This is a genomic window from uncultured Eubacterium sp. (assembly GCF_934295145.1).
In the GTDB taxonomy this organism is placed as follows: domain Bacteria; phylum Bacillota; class Clostridia; order Lachnospirales; family Lachnospiraceae; genus Eubacterium_I.
On sequence record NZ_CAKRAS010000058.1, the window covers coordinates 1 to 17,050 of the forward strand.

The 17,050-nt window shown below is 42.3% G+C and carries 11 protein-coding genes; 7 read left to right on the forward strand and 4 right to left on the reverse strand.

Going from position 1 to position 17,050, the window contains the following annotated elements:
* Positions 1-275 precede the first annotated feature (275 nt).
* On the reverse strand, positions 276-1,055 hold the full coding sequence (locus tag Q0I54_RS10940) for an enoyl-CoA hydratase-related protein (RefSeq protein WP_288773717.1): 780 nt from the start codon (positions 1,053-1,055) through the stop codon (positions 276-278).
* 192 nt (positions 1,056-1,247) lie between these two features.
* Here Q0I54_RS10940 and mutY point away from each other — a divergent pair, with 192 nt between their 5' ends.
* Both mutY and Q0I54_RS10950 read left to right on the forward strand, forming a co-directional pair.
* The gene (gene mutY / locus Q0I54_RS10945) at positions 1,248-2,336 is read left to right on the forward strand and encodes an A/G-specific adenine glycosylase (RefSeq protein ID WP_296118644.1); all 1,089 of its coding nucleotides are present in this window, start codon (positions 1,248-1,250) and stop codon (positions 2,334-2,336) included.
* Between the two features lie 618 nt (positions 2,337-2,954).
* The gene (locus tag Q0I54_RS10950) at positions 2,955-3,971 is read left to right on the forward strand and encodes a glycosyltransferase family 2 protein (RefSeq protein ID WP_296118645.1); all 1,017 of its coding nucleotides are present in this window, start codon (positions 2,955-2,957) and stop codon (positions 3,969-3,971) included.
* 394 nt (positions 3,972-4,365) lie between these two features.
* On the opposite strand, the gene Q0I54_RS10955 is transcribed toward Q0I54_RS10950, so the two are convergent.
* A complete protein-coding gene (locus Q0I54_RS10955) occupies positions 4,366-5,829 on the reverse strand; it encodes a nicotinate phosphoribosyltransferase (protein WP_296118646.1) in 1,464 nt (487 codons plus the stop codon).
* Positions 5,830-6,424: 595 nt separating this feature from the next.
* Between Q0I54_RS10955 and Q0I54_RS10960 the strand changes: the two genes are divergently transcribed.
* The 4 genes from Q0I54_RS10960 (at position 6,425) to Q0I54_RS10975 (ending at position 10,779) form a co-directional block, all read left to right on the forward strand.
* Positions 6,425-7,060, forward strand: a complete 636-nt coding sequence (locus Q0I54_RS10960) for a corrinoid protein (protein ID WP_296118648.1) — start codon at positions 6,425-6,427, stop codon at positions 7,058-7,060.
* Positions 7,061-7,220: 160 nt separating this feature from the next.
* Positions 7,221-8,228 (forward strand): uroporphyrinogen decarboxylase family protein, encoded by a 1,008-nt coding sequence (locus Q0I54_RS10965; protein WP_296118651.1) that lies wholly within the window; start codon positions 7,221-7,223, stop codon positions 8,226-8,228.
* 447 nt (positions 8,229-8,675) lie between these two features.
* The gene (locus Q0I54_RS10970; protein WP_296118653.1) at positions 8,676-9,794 is read left to right on the forward strand and encodes a uroporphyrinogen decarboxylase family protein; all 1,119 of its coding nucleotides are present in this window, start codon (positions 8,676-8,678) and stop codon (positions 9,792-9,794) included.
* Positions 9,795-9,900: 106 nt separating this feature from the next.
* Positions 9,901-10,779: a LysR family transcriptional regulator gene (locus Q0I54_RS10975; protein WP_296118655.1), complete on the forward strand. Its 879-nt coding sequence runs from the start codon at positions 9,901-9,903 to the stop codon at positions 10,777-10,779.
* A 383-nt stretch (positions 10,780-11,162) separates the two neighbouring features.
* Here Q0I54_RS10975 and Q0I54_RS10980 read toward each other — a convergent pair whose 3' ends face one another.
* On the reverse strand, positions 11,163-12,278 hold the full coding sequence (locus tag Q0I54_RS10980) for a uroporphyrinogen decarboxylase family protein (protein WP_296118656.1): 1,116 nt from the start codon (positions 12,276-12,278) through the stop codon (positions 11,163-11,165).
* A gap of 349 nt (positions 12,279-12,627) precedes the next feature.
* Here Q0I54_RS10980 and Q0I54_RS10985 point away from each other — a divergent pair, with 349 nt between their 5' ends.
* Positions 12,628-14,661 carry a hydantoinase/oxoprolinase family protein gene (locus Q0I54_RS10985; protein ID WP_296118657.1) on the forward strand — a complete coding sequence of 678 codons (2,034 nt, stop codon included), beginning with the start codon at positions 12,628-12,630 and terminating at the stop codon, positions 14,659-14,661.
* A 472-nt stretch (positions 14,662-15,133) separates the two neighbouring features.
* On the opposite strand, the gene Q0I54_RS10990 is transcribed toward Q0I54_RS10985, so the two are convergent.
* Positions 15,134-16,669, reverse strand: a complete 1,536-nt coding sequence (locus Q0I54_RS10990) for a CdaR family transcriptional regulator (protein WP_296118659.1) — start codon at positions 16,667-16,669, stop codon at positions 15,134-15,136.
* Between the last annotated feature and the right edge of the window lie 381 nt (positions 16,670-17,050).

Below are 17,050 nucleotides of genomic sequence, written 5' to 3' on the forward strand. Positions count from 1 at the left end.
ATGGCAGTCGCCATATTTCCACCACCGATGAAAGTAATCATTTTTTCAATCATAAGTTGCAACTCCTTTCAAAAATTGCAGTAAGATCATAGAATGATAAAGTGTGAGAAATCCTGTTTTGCAGAAAACAGGAAGATAATATTCTGATCGCTGCATTTTTTGTGAAATCTGTTTTATAAAAATGGGATGCCAGAAATACGCATTTGTATTTGATGGCATCCCTCCATTGGATTATCGGAAAATCATAAGATCTTCATTTTAAAAGCCTGTTCGATTTAGAAATCTGTAAAGTTTTTCTCTTTACGTTTCTCAAGGAAAGCTGTCATTCCTTCTGTTTTGTCATGTGTAGAGCATGTCATACCGAAGAGGTTTGCTTCGTACTCAACAGCATTCTTGATGTCCATATCGTAACCGTTATTGATTGCAGCTTTTGCGATTGAAACAGCATAGCTTGCATTACGTGCGATTTTTCCTGCTAATTTCTTAGCAGTAGCCATCAGCTCTTCCTGAGGAACAACTTTATTTACAAGTCCGATTCTGTAAGCTTCTGCAGCATCGATATTCTGGCATGCAAAGATCATTTCTTTTGCACGTCCCATACCAACCAGGCGGGCAAGTCTCTGTGTACCACCGAATCCCGGGATGATTCCAAGACCACACTCCGGCTGTCCGAATAATGCGTTTTCAGAAGCGATACGGATATCACAAGCCATGGAAATCTCACATCCACCGCCTAATGCAAAACCGTTTACAGCTGCGATCGTAACCTGACGCATATTCTGTAATTTAAAGAACGGCTCTGAAGCTCTCATACCGAAAGCACGTCCCTCTGCTGCAGAGAAGTTAACCATCTCAGAGATGTCTGCACCTGCAACGAAAGATTTCTCGCCTGCACCTGTAAGGATAACAACTTTGATGTCGTCTCTTCCTTCAATCTCTGTCAGAACTTCGTTTAACTCTGTCAGAGTCTCACTGTTCAGTGCGTTTAATGCCTTTGGTCTGTTAATGGTAAGTACGGCGATTGGGCCTTCTACTTCTAAAAGTAAATTATTCATTTCAAATACCTCCTGTTTTGGTAGTTCATGTATTATGTAATACCATTACTCAACAATCTGATTATACACCATATTTGTTAAAAAGAAAACAATAAAACTGAGATTTGCCAGTAGAAAAAGTATAAAAAATCTGTTAAAGTGCTAAAAGATATAAATGAATAGATTATTAGTATAAAAAGAGGAATAGAAAGAATGCTGGAGGATTTTAAATTAGAACAGATCGTGGAACCATTGCTTGCATGGTTTGAAAAAAATGCACGGACGCTGCCATGGCGTTCTGTTGCCACTCCGTATCGTGTATGGGTGTCAGAAATTATGCTGCAGCAGACCAGGGTGGAAGCAGTCAAACCATATTTTGAACGTTTTATGACAGCACTGCCGGATGTAAAAGACCTTGCAGAATGTGAGGAAGAGAAACTTCTGAAATTGTGGGAAGGCCTTGGATATTATAACCGGGTGCGGAATATGCAGATTGCGGCTCAGACTGTGATGGAAGAGTATGGCGGAATGCTGCCGGCAGATTATGAAAAACTGCTTTCTCTGAAAGGAATTGGCAACTATACAGCGGGAGCAATTGCTTCTATTGCATATGGAATTCCGGTTCCAGCGGTGGATGGAAATGTATTGCGGATTCTGATGCGCGTATCTGCGGACGATTCGGATATTATGAAGCAGTCTGTAAAAACAAAGGTAGAAAAAGCACTTCAGGATGTGATTCCGAAGGATCGGGCAGGTAGTTTTAATCAGGCACTTATGGAACTTGGTGCCATCGTCTGTGTGCCAAATGGAGAACCATTGTGTGGACAATGCCCATGGTATGATTTTTGTGAAACGCGAAAGCGAGGACTCTGGCAGGAACTTCCGGTGAAAAAGAAGGCGAAAGCCAGGAGGATTGAAGACCGCACCGTACTTGTAATCCGTGATGGGGAGCGTGTGGTTTTGAAAAAACGACCGAAAAAGGGACTGCTGGCCGGATTGTATGAATTTCCGAATGAACTGGGAAATCTTTCCGAGGATGAGGCGCTGCATGTGGTGCAGGAAATGCATCTGCATCCGATGCGGATTCAGAAACTGGAAGATGCGAAACATATTTTTTCCCATGTGGAATGGCATATGCAGGGGTATATGGTGGAAGTGGATTCGCTGACCAGAGAAGAAGCAGGGCTTTTATTTGTAGAGGCGGCACATTCCGAGGAGGCATATCCGATACCGTCGGCTTTTGCGGCATATACAAAATATATGAACATTCGGCTTGGAAATGAAAGGTTTGAAGAGAAGTAGCGTTCTCTGCGAGAACTTAAAAGAGGAGCCGATGCGTAGGCATCGGCTATACATGAAAAAGATTTATGAAAAGAAATTGAAAATTTCTAAGTTGTTTTGTGTAAGATCTTTATTTATCTTACAATTAGAAGTATATAGATAAATTGTGTCTTTCGTATGTGGAGAGTATGTTTTTTTTGCAAATAAAATGTGAACAAATTATGAAGAGCCTGTTTGCCGGATTTTTGTAAAGATGTATAGGTAAAACGTAAGAAAAATTTGAAAAAACAAGTTAATTTTTTCAGATTCGTGATGTATACTAAAAAGAAAGATATATCAGATGTGAGATGACTCCCACCTCTGCAGGTGGTGAGCAACAAGATTATATCAGTGGTGGGATTCAATCTCCCATCTGATATAGCCTCCGGCAGGATTGCAGAGATGCACAGAAGAATATGTCATGCATTGCATGACGTGCATCTCGCAGCAAGAATGCCGAGGGCATTCTTGAACGGAAATAAAAAAGAAAAATTAAATGCAGAAAGAAGTTACCGGAATATAGAGATCGGAAGAGGCTGCCCGATTTTTGATGTATTTGATTTGACTTGTACACAAATAGGAAAAGGGGAAAATTCTTGTATGAAGTTATTAACATTTACCGTACCCTGTTACAATTCACAGGACTATATGCGCCGTTGTGTGGATTCTCTGCTGGTGGGCGGAGAAGATGTGGAAATTATTATTGTGGATGATGGTTCTACCGATGATACAGGCGCGATTGCAGATGAATATGCAAAGGAATATCCGTCCATTGTCCGGGTGATACATCAGGAAAACGGAGGACACGGGGCTGGTCTGAATGCAGGACTGAATCATGCCACTGGTTTGTATTTCAAAGTTGTGGACAGTGATGATTGGGTAGATGCGGAGAGTTATCATCAAATTTTGGATACGTTACATAATCTGTGTTCTGCCGGATGCATGCTGGATATGATGATCAGCAATTTTGTGTATGAAAAAGAAGGGGCAAAGCATAAATCTGCGACTCGTTATCATAACATACTTCCGCAGGGACAGCTTTTTGGCTGGGAAGAGACGAAAAATTTTAAAATCGGAAAATATATTCTGATGCACTCGGTGATTTATCGGACACAGTTGCTGCGGGATTGCCATCTGGTACTGCCGAAGCATACCTTTTATGTGGATAATCTGTTTGTGTATGTGCCCTTGCCATATGTGAAGACGATGTATTACCTGGATGTGGATTTCTACCGTTATTATATCGGCAGAGATGATCAGTCCGTCAATGAAAAAAATATGATCAAAAATATTGACCAGCAGATTAAGGTTAATAAGATTATGGTGGATTCTTATGATCTGTGGAAAATATCGGATCGTCATCTTCGCCGCTATATGCTGAATTATCTGGAAATCATTACGGTGATTTCTACGGTAATGTTGCTGAAATCCGGAACCGAAGAAAATCTGGAGAAAAAACGGGAACTCTGGACATATATCAAAAATGCGGATATTCGTTTATTCCATAAACTCAGAAACCGTATTATGGGACAGACATTAAATCTTCCGGGAAGAGGGGGCAGAAAACTGTCACTGACTATTTATAAAATATCTCAGAAGGTAATAGGATTCAATTAGGGGATTATTACGGGAAATTGTGTTGTTAAAAAAGAAGGTTATGAAAAGGGACTCTGCTATTTTTTCTCTGAGGCTAACAATCGCTCTCAGAGAAAAAATAGCCAGAGTCCCTTTATGGTAGGCTTTGTGTTTAAACAACACAATTTCCCTTACGTCGTGTCACACATGCGGCACGAAGTGCAGGGGGCGCAAAAATTTACTAATTTCACAGAGTAAATTAAGAACTCCTGAAATTTTCCCTGGCAAGTGATTGCTCTGTACATTTTTGGCAATATATATGTAAATAGCGGGCTCAGAGCAAATTTTTCCTGGCAAGCGATTGTTAGCTGCCGGGACAAATTTGGCTGAGTCCGCTTTCATAATACTACCGTATAGCCATAAATTTTAAGCCACCCTAAACATGATATTTTGCTGTACTAAGTTCATTGAACACCGTTTGCTTCATATTGTACAGCTTATCAGAAAGATCTACATACACCTTAGACGGATTTACAAAACGCATATTCTCATCCCAGAGTGTAGCTTTCTCCTGTGTACAGATATTCTGAATTTCCATAACACTCGGAGAAGTGTACACGCATTTTCCTTCTTCGAAGATTGGAACCAGCAGTTTTCTCATGTTATAAGTGCCGCCAACGAGACGTGTCCGTTTCCATGTTTCAGTCGGATCAAAGAGTACCATGTCTTCATTTGCATCGAATGTTTCATCTGCAAGGCAAATCAGATCTGCACGGATTTTTCCTGTTTCTTTATCATAAATACGATAAATTTCTTTGTTTCCCGGATTAGTCACTTTCTCAGTATTTTCGGAAAGTTTAATCTTCGGTGTGAAGTTACCGTCCTCGTTGCGGATAGCAGCCAGTTTGTATACACCGCCGAAAGCCGGGCAGTCTCTGGAAGTGATCAGGCTTGTGCCGACACCCCAGGAAGTGATCTTTGCACCCTGGATTTTCAGAGTCTCGATCAGGTATTCATCAAGGTCGTTGGAAGCGGAGATGATCGCATCCGGGAATCCGGCTGCATCCAGCATTTTACGAACTTTTTTGGACAGGTAAGCCAGGTCACCACTATCCATACGGATACCATAATTATGAAGTTCCACACCGGCGTCTTTCATTTCCTGGAACACGCGGATCGCGTTTGGAATACCGGATTTTAAAGTGTCATAAGTATCTACCAGCAAAATGCAGGCATTCGGATATAACTCTGCGTATGTTTTGAATGCAGTATACTCATCCGGGAAACTCATGATCCAGCTGTGTGCGTGGGTTCCTTTTACCGGAATATTGAAAATCTGTCCGGCAAGTACGTTGGAAGTTCCACAGCAGCCACCGATGACAGCAGCGCGGGCACCGTAAATACCGGAGTCCGGTCCCTGGGCACGGCGTAGTCCGAATTCCATGACTCCGTCATTTTGTGCCGCATAGCAGACGCGGGCTGCTTTTGTGGCGATCAGACTCTGGTGATTCATGATATTTAAAATTGCTGTCTCTACCAACTGTGCCTCCATGATCGGAGCAACCACTTTGATAAATGGCTCACGTGGGAAAATCACTGTTCCTTCCGGAATTGCGTAAATGCTTCCGGAGAAGCGGAATGTGCTGAGGTATTTTAAGAAATCCTCGTCAAACATGTTCAGGCTCTGGAGATAACGGATATCGTCAGCAGAGAACTGAAGGTTTTTGATATAGTCGATGACCTGTTCCAGTCCGCAGGCGATGGCATAACCGCCTCCGCATGGATTTTCACGGTAAAAAGCATCAAAGACAACCACGTCCTGGTTCTGCGCTTTGAAATAACCCTGCATCATGGTTATCTCATATAAATCAGTGAGCAATGTCAGATTTAATGATCTCATAGTATCAGTATTGACCGGCGGCCGGTCATTTCCTCCCTATCCTTATAAAATATACAAATTAATATGCAAATACTGATGTCACTGTTTTTTATCAGTAAATTTTAGGCAAACGCCTTTTTACCAGTATACACTTTTTTCAGAAAACTTCCAGTTTTTTTTCAATATAATGCGGAGAAAGTGTGACTGTATTTGAATAGTAAAATTTTCTTGTTCTGTGAAATTGATTTTTCAAATATTGAAAAATGGGTTATGCGTTTATGGAACTTGCATAACTAAATTGCATGATATTACTTTGAAAAGTAATTTTACATTTTCTGAATCAATTTATATACTTGAATCAGTAAGAAAACAGAAAAAGGAATAAGCTCATAATCAGATGAGAATTTACGGTATGAGCAAATCTGTTTATACTGAAACCAGAACAAAGGGTTACTAGTCGGATACATTAGATACGAGATGACACCAGTATCTATAGGTGACGAGCAGCAAGAATGCCGATGGCATTCTTGAATTTCAGGGGATGAAGAAAAATGCCAGACGAAGGATATTTTCTGATGTTAAATCCGACAGTGAGTTAAGATGAGGAGGAGAAAGTATGTCAGTTATTAATGAGATTTCAGAAGCTTTACAGAAAGGAAAAAGAAAAGATGTAACCAGATTAGTGCAGCAGGCTATTGATGAAGGAATGGACGCAGCAACTATTTTAAAAGACGGTCTTCTTGCAGGAATGAACATTATCGGTGAAAAATTCAAAAATGATGAAGTATTTGTACCAGAAGTATTGGTTGCAGCTCGTGCCATGAATGCAGGAACCGCGCTTTTAAAACCACTTCTTTCCGGAGATGCAGCAGAACCGCTTGGAAAAGCCTGCATCGGAACCGTAAAAGGTGATATGCATGACATCGGTAAAAACCTGGTTCGTATGATGATCGAAGGAAAGGGTATTGAGATCATTGACCTTGGTGTAGATGTAGATCCGCAGGATTTTGTTAAATGTGCCATTGAGAATGACTGCAGCATTATCTGCTGTTCCGCACTTCTGACAACAACTATGCCGATGCTTGGTGAAGTAGTAAAAGCAGCAGAAGAAGCTGGTATCCGTGATAAAGTAACCATCATGGTTGGCGGTGCTCCGGTAAATCAGGCATTTGCAGACAGCATTCATGCAGACATTTATACAGAGGACGCAGCTTCTGCAGCTGATGCGGCTGTAGCAGTATTTGCAAACTAATTTCAATACGAAAGGATAGATTTTCGGGGAGAAGAGGGACAGACTTTTCTCTCCGGAGATAGAACCTATATATGATTGGCGGGATAGTACAGATGCCAATATTATTTTTAAATTTTAATTCTACTAAAACGATAGGAAAACAATTGGGAGGGTATTTAGTATGACAATGAACATGAAACAGTGGGTAGCGGATGTAATCGCAAGTGATAAAAAGAAAGCATTACCGGTACTTTCTTTCCCATCTATCCAGAAAATGGGAATCACTGTGGCAGAGTTGATCAACAGCAGTGACAAACAGGCAGAAGGTATGAAGATCATCGCAGATTCTTGTCCGACAGCAGCCAGTGTAAGCTTAATGGATTTGTCTCTGGAGGCAGAGGCTTTCGGGTCCACCATCCGTGTATCTGATGATGAGGTTCCGACCGTTATCGGTTCCATCGTTTCTACAGAGGAAGAAGCAGATGCGCTGAAAGTTCCGGAAATTGGTGCAGGCCGTACACAGATTTACATTGATGCTATTGAGAAAGCGTGCAAACTGATCACAGACAGACCGGTTCTGGCAGGCGTTATCGGCCCGTTCTCTCTGGCAGGAAGACTACTGGATGTATCCGAAGCGTTGATGTACTGCTACGATGAGCCTGATATGGTGCATACCGTTCTGCAGAAAGCAACAGAGTTCCTGATCAACTACTGTAATGAGTACAAAAAAGTTGGTGCAAACGGAATTGTAATGGCTGAGCCGCTGGCAGGTCTGTTATCCCCGGCTCTGGCACAGGAATTTTCTGCTGACTATGTAAAACAGATTGTGGACGCTGTTCAGGATGACAATTTCATCGTTGTATATCATAACTGTGGGAATACAGCCGTAAAAACAATCGATACCATCGTGACAAACGGCTGCCTGATGTATCATTTCGGGAATGCCATCAACATGGCTGAGATGATGACTCACGTTCCGGAAAACCTCGTTGCCATGGGTAATGTAGATCCGGCAGGAGAGTTCAGAAACGGAACTGCAGAGAGTGTATACAACAGAACAAAAGAAGTAATGAACGAGTGCTGTAAATATAAAAACTTTGTGATTTCTTCCGGCTGTGATATTCCGCCTATGTCTCCATGGGAGAATATCGATGCATTCTTCAAAGCAGTAGAAGATTTTTATGCATAAAGCTACCTCTATTAAGGGAAGAGAAATTTAGTATTTTCTCATGGAAGCAGGTAGAGTAAAAGATCAGTGTCTATTTTCTTATGGTAAGCAAGTGTGAAAAGAGAGCGTATTGCATATTTCCTTACGGAGAGTAAGTGTAAATGAAAGGGCTCAGGCTGTTTTTTCCCGGAAAGCGATTGTTAGCGTCCGGGACAAAACAGCCTGAGCCCTTTTTCTCAACATAAAATTTTACCACGAAAAATGATTACCAAAACGCATGATGAATGATAACGAAACTGCATGATGAATCATAACCAAAGTGTATGACAAGATGGGATTTATTCAGTGTACAGACCACTGGATTACCGATATACTGAAACTATCAAAGGGAAACATCACAGGCAGACAGCCAGGTTAACGTGTGGTGTGAAAAAGTAATGACAAGCTTAAAATATGGAGGAATGTATCATGGGTAAATATGAAGAGAATCTTGAGTTACTGAGAAAAACGGTTCGTTGTGAGCCGGTGGACCGCGTGCCGGTAGTTCCGTGTGGAAATGCTTATTTTGCACGGGCGCAGCATATTTTATTAAAGGATTATATTACAGATTTTGACAAAGCATGTGATGCCAATCTGGCTGAATTAGAGCGCATCGGTGCAGATGGAACACAGAATGTCATCTTTACCCCGTACCTGCTTGGTACACAGTGGCTGTCCAAAACAGCACTTCCGGGACAGGAACTGGGCGATGATGATATGTGGCAGATCAAAGAGTTCGAGAACATGCAGTTTGAGGATTATGAGAAAATCAAAGAGATGGGATGGGAGGCATTCCAGAAACAGTTTGTTGCAGAAAAATGTGACAATAACTGGGAACATCTGAAACCGTACTTTGAAGCAGCTCCCCGCTGTTATCAGAAGTTCTATGAAGCAGGTATTCCGTGTATCGTTGATTTTCTGATGATCACACCGTTTGAGTATTTCTGCGGCGGACGTTCCCTGGAAGCATTCTTTATGGATGATCTGATGGAAGAGCCGGAGCTGATGCATGAAATTTTTGATATGGTTCTGGAGCACAATCTGAAAGCTTACAGACAGCAGATTGAAGATACCCATGCACTTGGTGTATGGATCGGCGGCTGGAGAACCGGCCCGGATCTGGTTTCACCGAAAATGTTTGATGAGTTTGTATGGCCGTCCTTTAAAGCTTACTACGACCTGTGTATCGAGATGAATGTCATTCCGATGTTCCATCTGGATTCCTGTTGGAACCTGGATCTGGAGAAATTTAAACGTCTGGAAGATAAGACGTATGTGCTTGCCCTGGATTCCAAGACAGATATCAGAAAAGCACGAGAAGTACTCGGAAAAGACGTGTGTATCCTCGGTGATGTTCCATGCGAATTAATGACATTTGGAACACCGGAGGAAGTGAAAGAATATGTCACAAAACTTCTGGAGGATATCGGACCTTGGGGCTGCATGATCGCAACCGGATGTGATATCCCGTCAGATGCAAAACCGGAAAATGTGCTTGCCATGAGTGAGGCTGCACATGATTTCCTGAAGACACATCCGCAGAAATAACAGAAACTGCTGACAAACTACTGACGGAAAGAATGAACATATGCAAACCCTCGAAAAGATGCTATAATAAATGTAATTATTATGCTTTTTTTCGGGGGTATTTTTTATGACATCGGAACAGATTGAATGTTTTTTCAAAGTGGCAGAGCTGGGAAGTTTTACCGCAGCCGCAGAGGCCATGTATATGGCACAGCCGGCATTGAGCAAGCGGATTAATGCACTGGAAGCGGAACTTTGCGTAGTATTGTTTTCAAGAGATAAAAGTAAGCGTACACAGCTGACAGACGCAGGACAGATTATATACGATGGATTCAAAGAACTGCACGGAAAAGCGCAGCTGGTCATTGAACAGGCAAAATATGCGGAAAAAGGAATGACAGGAACCGTTCGTCTGGGGATTTTTGAAAATCAGATCATAGATGAGTATCTGCAGGAAATATTAAATGATTTTGCAAAACACTGTCCGGGTGTGGAATTGTATGTGACAACGGATTCTTTTGATGGACTGATCCAAAATGTGATGAATGGAACGCTGGACTGCGCAGTGACGTTGCAGTATGATCTGACGGGAAGAAGCAAAATTCAACATAAAACGTTATACAAATTAGAGACCGTGCTGGTTGTACCGAAAATATTTATGAAAGATACAAAGGACAGATATTCTCTGAAAGACTTTGCGGACAAACCATTTCTGACAATTAGCGAAAGCGGAAATACATTTCTGAATCGTATGATCAAGGCGCAGGCAAAAGAAGCGGGATTCAAGCCGGAATTAGTGATGGCGTCCGATGAGAAAAATTATATGATGATGCTGGAATTGGGAAAAGGAATTGCGATACTGGACGCATACAGTAAGTGCTGCAACAGTCCGAATGTGGAATGCATCAGAGTGCCGGAAATCGGGGGGACGCCGTTTGATCTGGTATGGAGTGAGAAAAATGCGAATCCGGCATTTCGATATTTTATGAAATATCTACAAATATAAAATCTTGTTTTGGGTGGCTTAAAAATTCACTACGTTAGGTTTTGATTGGAACTCCGGAAATTTTGTCTCAGTCGCTAGCAATCGCTCCTTGATTATATGCTGTAAACGCCATTGTAATGCGACACAAAGTGAAGTTGTGTGCATTGGCTGACTTTAATGCCGTAAATAGAGAAAACAAAGAATCCTGTCAGGGAAAGCGATTCAGTGAGCGACTGAGTTTCACAAGGTTTTGCGCGAACAGGAACCGACCAGCTTTTATAGGAGGTGGGAGTGAGCGCGATGAAACCGCAGTGAAATGAAGGCAGCGAATGTCTAGCTTCCTGACAGGATTCTTCGTTTTCTTATTATATAAATTTTCAGTCAAAAACGCGACAAACAAGAATTTAATATTTCAGGCAGTTCATGAATGTCTGCACATTTTCAAGTTTGGCATTCAGCGGCACTTCACATCCGGTTCCAATAATGAAACCACCATCCATAGCCAGGTTGATCAGTTTATCGCAGTAAGCTTTTGTTTCTTCTACGGTTCCAAAAGCCAGAGTGGCAGCTGGAATGTCACCACGGATACACTGATGTCCACGCAGGATTTCAGCACTCTTTTCAATGTCGGTGGTTCCGTCTAATTCAATGATACAGCTTCCTTTTGGCAGTTCGCAAAAATACGGCAGCATTGGCAGCCAGTTACCGTCGCAGTGGATGACACTGACAATTCCCTTTGCATAAAATGCTTCTACCATCTGTTTCATATATGGAAAAGCAAATTCCTCAAACATTTCCGGGGAAATGAAAGAAGAGGAGGAACGCATTGCAAACATGGCGATGCGGTCACCTGGTTTCATACCCTGAAGGGCCTGACCGATGATGGCAGGAGTGGCAGCAGCACATGCATTTTTTACCATTTCCGGCTCATCATACAGATCATAGAAGAAGTCTTCCATACCACGGGACATGGAGAATTCATCAAAGGCTGGTGCGCATCCGTTATGGAAGCAAAGTGGAATGTTTTTGCTTTCCCAGTACTGGCGGTTCATGCCAAAATGTTTGCCAACTTCCATGAGGCGGCCGACAATCTGACCGATTCCGGTTTCGTTCGGTGTTACTGGAGGCTCCTGAATAGCGCATAAATGTTTCATTTTCCAGGCTTGATAGCCGTTGTCCATCAAAAACTGATAATCGTCCTCCGTCATAACAGGAAGCTCGATGAACTGGAACAATTCGTTGTCTCCAAGTTCACGGCCCGGGAGACGTGCCTTCATAGATTCGATAAATACGGTGTCGGCTGCCCCAACCGGCATTACCATGTCCGGATAACATCCGATTTTCTGAAATGTTTTTTCCATGGAATCCAGCCAGATTTCGTTGCTTTCAAATAATTTTGCCTGTGTGATTCCGGCAGGAACACCTGCGTAGGTGATGATCATAGGAAAAATCGGGATTTCTGATTTGCTGGCATATGGTTCCAGGCGAATGGCTTTCTGAATTTTTTCTTCTGATGTCATAATGTAAAAACCTCCTGTAAATGATAAAGTGTTTGAATCAAAACAGCCTGTTGTCTGACAGTTCTGTTCTGTATAAATTCAGTATAAAAAATGTGGGGACAGATGTGAATTGTCATCTGGTTATGAGCTTATTCTGTTTTTGCGTATTCATTTTCATGAAATAGGTGAGTATGGTTATAACAGAGTGTTATGATGACAGGTAGATTCTGTATTTTACAGTATATGCGTTGATATTATATACTGCATAAAAAGGGAAGCCTGTAGTGCGGCATAAAGTACATGGATACAGAATTATGTCAGTGGGAGTTAAAAGCCCTCACTACACAGGAGAAGGAGAAAGGAAAGTTTTATGATTGGAATTGGAATTGACACAGGGGGAACCTGCACGGATGTCGTTGCCTTTGATATGACAGAAGGGCGTATTCTTGCATCTGCAAAATCACAGACCACACACGATCACTTGGAGCAGGGGATCGGAAGTTCGCTGGACAAACTGCCGGCAGAACTGCTGCATCAGGCGTCGTTTCTCGCCCTGTCCACCACATTGACGACAAATGCCTGTGTGGAAAATAAAGGCGGCCGGGTGTTTATGATTTTTATCGGCGTCAGTGAAAAAGTGGTGCGCAATTCTTACCGTGAATACGGTTTCGAAAATCTGGATGATATTTTGTTTGTGGAAGGAAATGCAAAAGAACATACAGAACCGGGATGGGATCTTTTTGAGATGGAAATCACGGAACGGCTTGCTGTGTATGACAGTGTGGCCATTGCGCAGATGAATGCAGAAGAAAATGATGGAGCCTACGAGCAGAAAGCAGCAGAATTGATCCGAAAACAAAGTACAATGCCGATTGTATGTGCGTATCATCTGTTTCATGACCGCAACGTGATCCAGCGTGGAGCAAGTGCTCTTTTGAATGCCCGTTTGCTGCCGGTGATTGATGAATTTCTGGAGGCGGTACACTGCAGTATGCGTCTGCGGGATTTAAACTGTCCGGTTGTGATCATGCGCAGCGATGGCTCATTGATGAATGAAACCTATGCCCGCAATCATCCGGTGGAAACACTGTTGTGTGGACCGGCGGCCAGTGTCATGGGTGGAGCTTACCTTGGTCATTATCCGAAATCTGTCATCATTGATATGGGTGGAACGACCAGCGACATTGCACTGGTAAAAGATGATCTGCCGATCCGCGCTGAAAATGGCATTCAGATCGGCAGCTGGCGTACCTTTGTCAAAGGGCTGTATGTGGATACGTTTGGATTGGGCGGCGACAGCGAGATCTGCTATCACGAAAGTGAACTTTTTCTCTCTGACCGCCGCGTTATGCCGCTTTGTATTCTGGCGGCGCAGTATCCGGATATTTTCCGTATTTTTGACAACTTGGATGAGGATTACTGGAAAGGCCATTCCAAGCCAATGTATTCTTTTTACATAAAGCAGAAGGACATTGCAGGAAATCCGCGCTACACCGAGGAAGAGCAGATGCTGGTAAAATTACTGGAAGACGGTCCGTTAAGTCTGGCAGAAACTGCGCATGCGTTTCACACGGATGTGTACCGGTTGAATCTGCAGCGCCTGGAAGATGAGGGGATTATCTTGCGCAGTGGTCTGACGCCAACGGATATGATGTGTATCCGGGGAGATTTCACATTGTATGATGCAAAAGCTTCCCGGCTGGCAGCAGCTTTTCTGGCAAAATCCACGCATCATATAGAAGAGGAGATTCCGGCACTGGTGTATGAACTGGTGGAAAAGAAACTGTACAAAAATATTGTCCGTATTTTGCTGGAAGATCGTTTCCGAAACAGCAAAAGGTATGCTTATACCGATGAAATCGACCTTTTGGTGGAAGAATGTTTTCGGTTATTTAAAAATAAGTTGACTGAAGAGGGAGAAGAGCGTACGAACCATCTGATTCAGGCACTGTTTCAGTCTGATGCCGTGCTGGTGGGCGTTGGTGCGCCGATCCATGTATTTTTGCCGGAAGTGGCAAAACTTCTTGGAACCACCTGCTTCATTCCGCAGGAAGCCGGGGTGACCAATGCGCTTGGCGCTGTCATCGGCGACATTCGGGCAGAAGTGATCATTCAGATCAAAGCCAATTACGAGATGAATTCTGAGGAAGAGACCAAAAGTGGCTATTATGTTTATGGCGTGAAAGAACCGCAGATTTTTGAGACATATGAGGAAGCACTTGCCTATGCAAAAGAAAATGGGGAGGCTGCTGCCTGCGAAAAAGCGCTGGAGCGGGGAGCCGTGGAAATCAGTAATGTACTTTTCAGGGAAGAACAGCAGAATGCCATGGCATATGGTATGAACCTGTTCCTTGGTTCGGAAGTACACGTCGAAGCGATTGGCAAGATGGGATTCACTTCTTAATTAGCAGGTGGAAGTTTCAACAGTCATAACAGGTTGTTATAAATACAGCTCAAACAGGGTGGAAAATGAGGCGAATTTTTCTCCTGTCCGGGCTGTATTTTGTTTTTACAATAAGGAAAATAGATGTCGGAACTGTATGGAATCATAACCAAAACAGATACCAAAACCGACGTATTGGATAATTACAACCAAAAATAGAATGAAAAAATATACAAAATAGATAAAAAACAGAGTAAAAAGCAGATTTTTGATAACAGAAACGTATTACTGCATCAACCTCAGAGGAATCATTACCAAACTGCATGACAGAATGAGTTTTACAAATTGGTTTCCACAAAATTGCAATGGTATAATGTGAGTGTAAAGACAGATAAGAAATTCCGGAAAATAAGTCTGTAAAGTGAAATGGAAAGGAAAAGGAGAGTTCCAGTGTGAAAAAGATACGGTGGAAGTCTCCTTTTTCGTAAGGTATCTAACTTTGATATAATTTTTTGAAATCAAGCATATAAAAAGAATTCAGAAGATATAGTCGGTTTTCGGAATCGTCCAGATCTATATCAAGCAATTCTTTTAATCTGGAAATCCGGTAATTCATTGTGCTGCGGTGAATATGAAGTTCTGATGCCGTAATTTTGATATTACGTTCGTTGATCAGATAACGCTGCAGCGTATAAGTAAACTCTGTATCATGCTCTTTGTCGTACTCAATGAGCTTCAGCAACTGTGGGGTGCACAGCATCTCTGGCAGCAGCACTTGCGAGGCCTGCCGGAAGAAGTAGTGGAATGCATACTTTTCAAAGTAATAGATCGGTTCCTGCAGATCCTCGCTCAGTCCCACTTCATGTGCAATCTGTGTCTGCCGGTAATAATATCTGAAATTCATAAAATCATGTCCCTGCATACTGACACCGGCCTTCAGATTTCCAAGACTTAAGAACTCACCAATATACGCAAAAAAGCGGTCTGTCACCATATTCTCCAGTGTCAGGTTCAATACCAGAATAATCTGATACTCATTCCGGAATACACAGCTGTTCGGAAACATGTTTGCCAGTCTGTGGGTCAGATTCGTTGCTGTGTGGATGGCATTATCACTTTTCTGGCAGAAAATCGTGATACACTGAAAGGTATCATCAATATGCCAGTTATAATAACTGAAGGGATTGGCCAACTGATTTTTTGTATAACTTTTGCCATCAATCATCCCTTTGAACAGAATAGACAACACATTGGATGCATCGCTTATCAACAGCATGCCTTGCTGCATGGCCAGGGCGATATTGTCCGCAAAAAACTCCAGCAGTTCATAATCCCGCTTCCGGATCGGTGTACCGATTTCATCCAGACAGACACGTCCCACATACACCCATTCAATCCTCAGATTCACATATAATGTACGATAACCGGTGGCTTTTGCTGAGAAAATATGTGCCCCATAAGTGTGCAATGTCTTATGATATTCATCAGAAGATTTGAAGGTATTCAGAATCTCCAGCGGTAGATAATACTTATCGAACGTCTCATCATACTGCCAGGAAAACTGTCCCGCCATCTCATTTGCAATAGCCAGCAGTTCGTTGTTCCTGTCATGGATAAAAATCGGTTTTTCAAAAATAGGAATGCACAGATTGCACATTTCCTCCAGTGTAGCATTGCGCTGCATCGCCTTTCGGATTTCCATTTCCCAGGAATTATATAGGAAAAATATCTTTTGAATATCATGATAAAGCCTTGTTCTATCTGTGTTTTCCGGAAAAATCAGACAAATGTTATTTTTGAACAGATCTTCCGGCGGTTCGCCGATACACAGACACCCCCAGGCTGCCGGAACAGGATGTGACACAAAATATTCTACATGTTCCAGAAGCATGTGATCCGGCAGATATTCCTGTCCTTCCATCGCTTCCTGAACACCCATAAATTTTATTTTTATCAGATCAGAATGTCCGGTCATACGCGGATGATATTCCGCCAGACACTCTTCAAAAACCACCATACTCAGATACATAAACGCCCTCCTTTGCAAAAAATCCATTCATACATAATATACGAATGAACGATAAAAAAGTCAAACATATTAGTGAATTTTCAAATACATCCATGCGGTTTATGATACAGATATAGAAAAAAAGTCCGGACCACTTTTTCAGTAACTGATCATTTCTATTGGTATTTTGGTTTTATTAATTTATGGTTATTATTTATCAAACATTTAAGGAGGACTAGGTTATGAACTGGGGTGTACTGATCGCAGTACTGATTTATGAAGTGATATCCATCGTTGGTATCGGTGCCTTTATGGCATACAAAAATAAGAAAAACGGCGGTGCAGAAAGCGGAAGCTTTGCATTTGCCGGCGGCGGCCTCCCGGCTTCTCTGGTAGGTATCA

What these genes read in the sequence shown, in the direction of transcription:
- Q0I54_RS10940 (WP_288773717.1), bottom strand. Translation starts at nt 1,055, where the DNA reads ATGAATAATTTACTTTTAGAAGTAGAAGGCCCAATCGCCGTACTTACC.
- mutY (WP_296118644.1), top strand. Translation starts at nt 1,248, where the DNA reads ATGCTGGAGGATTTTAAATTAGAACAGATCGTGGAACCATTGCTTGCA.
- Q0I54_RS10950 (WP_296118645.1), top strand. Translation starts at nt 2,955, where the DNA reads ATGAAGTTATTAACATTTACCGTACCCTGTTACAATTCACAGGACTAT.
- Q0I54_RS10955 (WP_296118646.1), bottom strand. Translation starts at nt 5,829, where the DNA reads ATGAGATCATTAAATCTGACATTGCTCACTGATTTATATGAGATAACC.
- Q0I54_RS10960 (WP_296118648.1), top strand. Translation starts at nt 6,425, where the DNA reads ATGTCAGTTATTAATGAGATTTCAGAAGCTTTACAGAAAGGAAAAAGA.
- Q0I54_RS10965 (WP_296118651.1), top strand. Translation starts at nt 7,221, where the DNA reads ATGACAATGAACATGAAACAGTGGGTAGCGGATGTAATCGCAAGTGAT.
- Q0I54_RS10970 (WP_296118653.1), top strand. Translation starts at nt 8,676, where the DNA reads ATGGGTAAATATGAAGAGAATCTTGAGTTACTGAGAAAAACGGTTCGT.
- Q0I54_RS10975 (WP_296118655.1), top strand. Translation starts at nt 9,901, where the DNA reads ATGACATCGGAACAGATTGAATGTTTTTTCAAAGTGGCAGAGCTGGGA.
- Q0I54_RS10980 (WP_296118656.1), bottom strand. Translation starts at nt 12,278, where the DNA reads ATGACATCAGAAGAAAAAATTCAGAAAGCCATTCGCCTGGAACCATAT.
- Q0I54_RS10985 (WP_296118657.1), top strand. Translation starts at nt 12,628, where the DNA reads ATGATTGGAATTGGAATTGACACAGGGGGAACCTGCACGGATGTCGTT.
- Q0I54_RS10990 (WP_296118659.1), bottom strand. Translation starts at nt 16,669, where the DNA reads ATGTATCTGAGTATGGTGGTTTTTGAAGAGTGTCTGGCGGAATATCAT.